This window comes from Streptomyces sparsogenes, from assembly GCF_001704635.1.
Taxonomy (GTDB): domain Bacteria; phylum Actinomycetota; class Actinomycetes; order Streptomycetales; family Streptomycetaceae; genus Streptomyces; species Streptomyces sparsogenes.
Map to the genome: position 1 here is coordinate 1 of NZ_MAXF01000204.1, position 7,032 is coordinate 7,032.

Below are 7,032 nucleotides of genomic sequence, written 5' to 3' on the forward strand. Positions count from 1 at the left end.
CGCACCTCGATCGCCGAGCGAGGTGCCCGTGCCGTGGGCCTCGACGTAGCCGATCGAGCGGGCGTCGACACCGGCCGCGGCCAGGGCGGCGGAGACCACGGCGGCCTGTCCCACCGGGCTGGGGACGCTGAATCCGCTGACGGCCCCGCCGTGGCCCACCGCGGTCGCGGCTATGACGGCGTAGATGTGGTCGCCGTCGGCCTCGGCGGCGGCCAGCGGCTTGAGCACCACCGCGCCGACCCCCTCGGACGACACATAGCCGTCCCCGCCCTCCCCGAAGGAGCGGCAGCGGCCGTCCGAGGAGTGCATGCCGACCGTGCCGTACGTCCGGTACTTCCCGGGGTGCAGCGAGAGGTTGACCCCGCCCGCGAGCGCGACCTCGCACTCCCGGCGGCGCAGGCTCTCCACCGCGAGGTGCAGGGCGGTCAGCGAGGAGGAGCAGAGCGTGTCCACGGTCATGCTCGGGCCGTGGAAGTCGCAGAAGAAGGAGACCCGGTTGGCGATCTGGCCCTGGTTGAGGCTCAGCGGAACCGGTTCGGGCGCCTCCGCGGCCACCAGGGTGTAGTCCTTGTGCATCACCCCGGCGAACACGCCGACGGCGCGGCGCCGGTCGGGCCCGGTGGCCTCGGCGAGCGTGGCCGGGGTGTACCCGGCGTCCTCGATCGCCTCCCAGCAGGTCCGCAGGAACCACCGCTCCTGCGGGTCGGTGATCTCCGCTTCGGGACGGGAGATCCGGAAGAAGTCGGCGTCGAACCGGTCGACGTCGTCGAGGAATCCGCCCCAGCGGGACACCCGCTCCCCGTCGGGGGTCCGCCAGCGCTCGGCGGGCACCTCGGCGACGCTGTCCCGGCCCGCCTTGAGGTTGTCCCAGAAGGCCGCCAGGTCCGGCGCGCCGGGGTAGTGCCCGGCCATGCCGACGATCGCGAACCGCTCGGCGCCCGGCGCCGGCAGCCGGCGCCGGTTCAGCCTCGGGCGCTCCAGCGGCCGCCGGGTGGCGCCGCCGGCGCCGCCGGCGGCCAGGACGGCGTGGGCGTTGGTGCCGCCGTCCGCGAAGCTGGACACGGCGGCGACCAGCGGCGCGTCCGGCCAGGGGGTCAGCTCGCGGTCGAACCTGAGGGGTGTGGCGCCCATGTCGAAGTGGGCCGGCGGCTGCTGACCGCTCAGGAACGGCACGATCCGGCGGTTGCGCAGCATCAGCACGGTCTTGATGACCCCGGCGATGCCCTCCGCGCACTGCGGGTGGCCGATGTTCGGCTTGACCGACCCCAGGCTGCACGGTGTGTCGGAGCCGTTCCGGTAGACGGCCTGGATCGCCTTCAGCTCGATCAGGTCGGGGACGGCCGACCCGGCCGCGTTGGTCTCGATGTACGTCACGTCGTCGGCGTCGACGCCGGCGCGGGCCAGCGCGGTGGCCATGACCCGCTGCTGGGCCGCCGGGTTCGGGGTGGCCGGTCCGGCGGTACGGCCGTCGTTGTTGACCGCCACCGCCTTGATCACGGCGTGCACCTGGTCGCCGTCCGCCTCGGCGGCTGCCAGTGGCTTCAGCAGCAGGACGCCGACGCCCTCGGCGGGCGTGAAACCGCGGGCCCGCCGGTCGAAGACGTGGAACTCCGGCTCCTGGTTCAGCAGCCCGCGCTGGTCGAACAGCCGGTGTCCGCCCTCGTCCGGCAGCAGGCCGATCCCGGCCACCACGGCCGCCTCGGCGTCACCTGACCGGAGGGCCTGGACGGCGTGGTGCATCGCGACCAGCGCCGAGGAGCACGCGGTGTCCACGACGGTGCTCGGGCCCCGCAGGTCGAAGTAGTGGGACAGGTTGGCGGCCAGGTAGTTCTGGCCGATCGCGACCACCGGGTTGCGGCTGCGGGCCAGAACCTGCTCGCCCGGGTCGTGCCGGGTGCGGCCGCCCACGTACACGCCGATGTCGTGCCCCTTGAGCTCCTCGGGGGCGTATCCGGCGTCGGCGAACGCGAACAGCGTCTCCTCCAGCAGCAGCAGCGCCTGGGGGTCCATGGCGGCGGCGTCGCTGTCGGAGAGGTGGAAGTGGCCGGGGTCGAACCCGTCGATGTCGATCAGGCCCGCGCGGTACCCGGTCGCCCGTCCCCAGCGCCGGGCGGGCACCGGGGCGATCGCGGAGTGGCCCTCGCTGAGCAGCCGCCAGTAGGCGTCCAGGTCCCTGGCGCCGGGGAATCGGCCGGACATCCCGATGATCGCGACGGCGGACTCGTCGCCGGCCGTGCGCCCGGCCGACGGCCGGGCCGCTGCCGGGGCCGGTACGGCGGCTCGTACGGACGCCGCCTCCCCTTCCGTACCGAAGCCTTCCGTACCGAAGCCTTCCGTGCCGAAGGCCGCCGCCAGGGCCTGGCCGTGGTTTTCGGCCAGCCAGCCGACGAAGGACTCCACCGTGGGCTGTTCCGCCAGCACGGACGGGTCGAGTTCGACGCCCAGCCGGCCGCCGACCTGCCGCAGGAGCTGCACCATCATGATCGAGTCGGTTCCGTAGTCGGCGATGGGCACATCGGCCGCGAGCCGGTCGCGGCCGAAGCCCAACTGCCCGGCCAGCAGGGCGAGCAGCCAGGACTCGGCCTCCCGCACGGCGGCCCGGGCCACGTCGCCGTGGGCGGACGGCTCGGTGAGGGGCGCGGGGGCGGCGGTCCTGGCCGGGGCCTTCGGCCCGCGGACCCGCAGGGCTTCCGGGGTCCACCGCTCGGGGACGATCGCGGGCAGCACCACCGGGCCGGCCCCGGTGGACAGGATGTGGTCGAGCAGCCGCAGCCCCTCGGCCTCGGAGAGTTCGCCGAGCCCGGTGGCCTGATAGCCGGGGCCGGGCCGCTCGGTGCCCATGCCGGTGTCACGCCAGCTCGGCCAGGCCACGCTCACCAGGGGCAGTCCATGCGGCTTCCGCCTGGCCACGGCGTCCAGGTGGGCGTTGGCCATCGCGTAGTCGCTCTGGCCGACCGCGGCGGCCGGTACCGCCGAGGCGACCGACGAGAACAGAACGAAGAACCGCACCGGATCGGCCGCCACCGCGTCCACCAGCGCGTCCACTCCGGAGGTCTTCGGCGCCAGCACCGCGCGCACCGCGTCGACCGGCTTGGTGACGAAGGCGAGGTGGTCCCGGTCCACCAGTCCGGCGGCGTGCAGCACACCGCCGATCGGCCCCAGTTCGCGCCGGACGCCGGCCACCGCCTCGCGCACGGCGGCCGGGTCCTCGCCCAGGGGAAGCGACAGCACCCGCAGCCGGACCCCGTCCCGCTCCAGCTCCCGCAGCCCGCGCAGCTTGCGGCCCAGCGCCGTGTCCGGGCCGTGGCGGTGCCAGTCCTCGCGCGGGGGCAGCTGCTCACGGCCGGTGAGCACCAGGGTGCGGGCCCCCCACCTGACAACGGCGTGGCGGGCGAGCGCCAGACCGATGCCCCGGGTGCCACCGGTGATCAGCAGCGCCTCGTCGGCCGGGAAGCGGACCGGGGCGCCGGTGCCGACCGGCAGCTCGGCGAGGCGGGCCCGGTGCCGCACCCCGTCCAGGTAGCCGACCTCGGTGTCCTCGCCCCCGTCGGCCAGTTCCCTGGCGACCAGGCCCGGCAGCCCGGGGTCGGCGGGGTCCGCCTCCAGATAGCGGGACCTGACGCGGCCGTACTCGTGCCCCAGCATCCGGTAGAGCCCGGCCCTGGCGTCCCCCGGCCCCACGCCGAGCAGCAGGGCCTCGCGCCCGGCCATCCGCTGTACGGCCGGCAGCCAGGTGTCGAGCGGCAGTCCGCCCAGGTCGACCAGCGCGTCGAAGCGGTCGTCCAGATCCGCCGCCGAGGCGACCGGTGTCGCGCCGGACAGGGCCCCGGCGAGCCGCCGGGCCGCGGGCCCGGCGCCGAGCACCGCCACCGCCGTGGGGCGCCGTCCGCCGGTGGCCGGCGCCGGCTCCCACTCCCGGGCCAGCAGCCGGGTTCCGGCGGGCGCCGGGACCTCGACCGGCCGCTGCGCGGCGAACACCTCGCCGAACGCGTCCGGCGCCGCGACGGGCCGCCACACCGCCCCGAAGCCGCTGTCGCCCAGCACCTCCTCCCAGCGGGGGCCGGTGAGGATGGGCGCCCCGGGGATGCGGACCTCCTCGTCGTCGTACAGCCACCACCCGTCGAGCAGACCGAACGTCAGCGTCAGGGCCGCGGACTTGCGGGTGACCTCGTTGATCACCAGGACCCCGCCCGGGCGCAGCGCGGCGGCCAGGTTGCGCAGGACCAGCCGGATGTCCCGGGTGGCGTGCAGTACGTTGGTCGCCACGATCACATCGCAGCCGCCGCCGGTCAGCCGCTCGCCGGCGCCCGGCTGCTCCACGTTCCACCGGCCGTAGCGCAGATACGGACGGCCGGGCCCGAAGCGGCGCTCGGCCTGGTCGAGGAAGGCCGGGGAGAGGTCGGTGTACCAGTACTCGAGCCGTTCGGCGTGTGCGTCGAGCCGGGGCAGCACCACGGCCGTCGTGCCCCCGGTGCCGGCGCCCACCTCGGCCACCCGCACGGCCGCCGACGGGTCCTCGGCCAGACGGTCGCGCACCGCCGCCGCGGCCACCTCGGCCACCACCTCGTTGAGCCGGTCCGCGACCGGGTTGCCCTGGTAGACCGCGGTGAGCTTGGCCATGGAGCCGCCGGGGAACAGCACGTCGGTGGCGGGCAGCGCGCCGGACAGGATCTCGGGCAGCCGGTCCACGCACTCGCCCACCAGGGAGAGCTGCGCGTTCCAGTAGGGGTCGGTGGCGAAGCGCTCGCGCGCCTCCTCCCACGTGGGGTCGCCTGGCGCCGGCCCGGCGCCAGGCTCCAGGCCGCCGTCGCGCAGTTGGGCCAGCCCCGTGGCGTCGAGCAGCCGGGCGGCCTCCTCGAGCCAGCGCCGGTACTTGTCCACGACGGACAGCCGGTCGGCCAGCCCGGTCAGCGACTCGCCGCGGCCCCCGGCGAACGCGCCCGCCTCGCGCAGCCGCGCCAGCACTCGGGCGGCGATCAGGCGGTCGAGTCCGTCCGCCGTGAGGCCGGTCGGGGCAGGGGCCGGCGGAATGCGCGTGGCCGCCTCGATCCGGCTCAGCCCGCCCGGCAGGCCGGGCCGGGCCGGCGCGGGGCCGTCAGCCGGTGCGGAGCCCTCGGCCAGCGCGGGGCCCTCGGCGTGTGCGGGGCCCTCGGCGTGTGCCGGTGCGTCCAGCGTTACGAACGCGTCCGGATACCGCTCGGCGAGGTGGGCGGCCAAGTCGCGGATGGTGGTGTATTCGAACAGGAGCGTCGGGTCCAGCTCCCGGCCCACCTCGCGGTGCAGCTCTTCGGCCAGTTCCAGCACCTGCACGGAGTCGATCCCGAGCTCGTAGTACCCGGCGTCGACCGGGACCGCCTCGGGCTCCCGGCCCAGGTGACGGGCCACCAGCCGGCGCAGCCGGTCCCGGACCCCGGCCGCCGCGCCGGGCCGGGGCTCCGCCCCGGCGGCGGGCTCGGTGGCGGGTTCGGTGGCGGGCTCAGTGGCCGGGACGGTGGCGGGCTCGGCGGCCGGCGCGGTCCGTACGGACTTGCTGGACAGCCCGGAGAGCTCGGCCACCTGCCGGCCGGTCTCGTCGAAGAAGTCCACGGAGAGCCGCACGAGTTCACCGCGCCGGCTCACCGAGGAGCGGCGCACCCGGGCCGTCGAACTCCCGGTCAGCGGGCCCGTGGTACGGAACGAGGCCACGTGCAGCGGCAGGAACGCCTGACCGCCGGTGTCCAGCAGCGAGCCTGCCGCGACCGCGCCGCCGAGCAGCAGGGCCGGGTGCACCAGGTGGTCGCCGGGCGCCGCGGTGAGGTGGGCGACCAGTTGTTCCGCATCGGTCCACAGCAGGCCCTCGGCCCGTGCGGCGCCGCTGTACTGCTGGCCGTTGCCCCCGTCCCGCCGGTAGATCTCGTCCAGCGAGCGCGGGGCGCCCTGCGGACGGCTCGGGGACAGCCGGTCCGCGAAGCCAGGCGCGCCGGTCAGCTCGACCTCGGCCCTGGCGTACGGCTCGCCGTCGGCGACGGTGACCTGCCAGCGGCCGGGCCCCGAGACGGTGGCCCGGATCTCCACGGACACCGGCCCGTCCGTCACATCCAGCGGTCGCAGCGCGGTCAGGTCACGGAAGGTCAGCTCTCCGAGCGGGTGGCCGTGGTCGCGGAAGACGCCCGCGACGAGGTCGAAGTAGGCCAGCGCGGGCAGCAGGGACCGGCCCTGGACCCGGTGCCCGGCGATGACGGGAGTGTCGGCCGAGAGCAGCACCTCGCCCCGCAGGTCGCGGTCCCGGGCGGGCGCGGGCGCGCGCACCGCGTCGGCGGCGGGCAGCCAGCAGCGCTCCCGGGCGAACGGGTAGCCGGGCAGCGGAATCCGCGGGCCGCCGCCGGGCCACTCGACCTTCGCGCCACGCACCCAGGCCGCGGCCATGTCGTGCGGCGTACGGTCCGCGGGCGGTGCGGCGGAGCGGGCGGCGGTGCCGGTCAGGACCCGGGGCGAGCCGCCGGACAGATGGCGTTCGAGTTCGCCCGCCAGGTCCTCGACGTCCTCGAAGACCACGGCCAGCCGGCGCGCCAGCGGCTCACGGGTCTGCAGGGTCCGGGCGAGCGCCGCGGGGTGCGCGTGGCGCCCCTCGCCGCGCAGGTACTCGGCCGTCCGCGCGGTGTGCTCGGCCAGCCGCTCCTCGTCACGGGCCGAGAGCACGCACACATAGGGCGGCGGGGCTTCCTCGGGGCTCGGGCCGGTCGACACGTACTCCTCCAGGATCACGTGGGCGTTGCTGCCGCCCGCCCCGAACGCGCTGATCCCGGCAGTGCGGGGCAGCGGCCGGCCGGCCGGGTCGACCCGGGGGGTCCACTCGGCCAGCTCGCGCTGCACCCGGAACGGGGTGGCGTCCAGGTCGAGGTTGGGGTTGAGCCGTTCGGCGTGCAGCGAGGGCACCAGCTCCCGGTGGCGCAGTTGGAGCAGCACCTTGGTGAGCGCCGCGATGCCCGCCGCCGACTCGGCGTGGCCGATGTTCGACTTCACCGAGCCGATCGGGATGCGCACACCGTCCAG

General features: G+C 75.9%; 1 protein-coding gene. It reads right to left on the reverse strand.

Annotated features, from left to right (window positions below):
* A partial coding sequence (locus BBH68_RS36480) for a type I polyketide synthase (RefSeq protein WP_170066636.1) occupies nt 1-7,023 on the reverse strand: 7,023 nt, incomplete at its 3' end.
* Nucleotides 7,024-7,032: the final 9 nt, after the last annotated feature.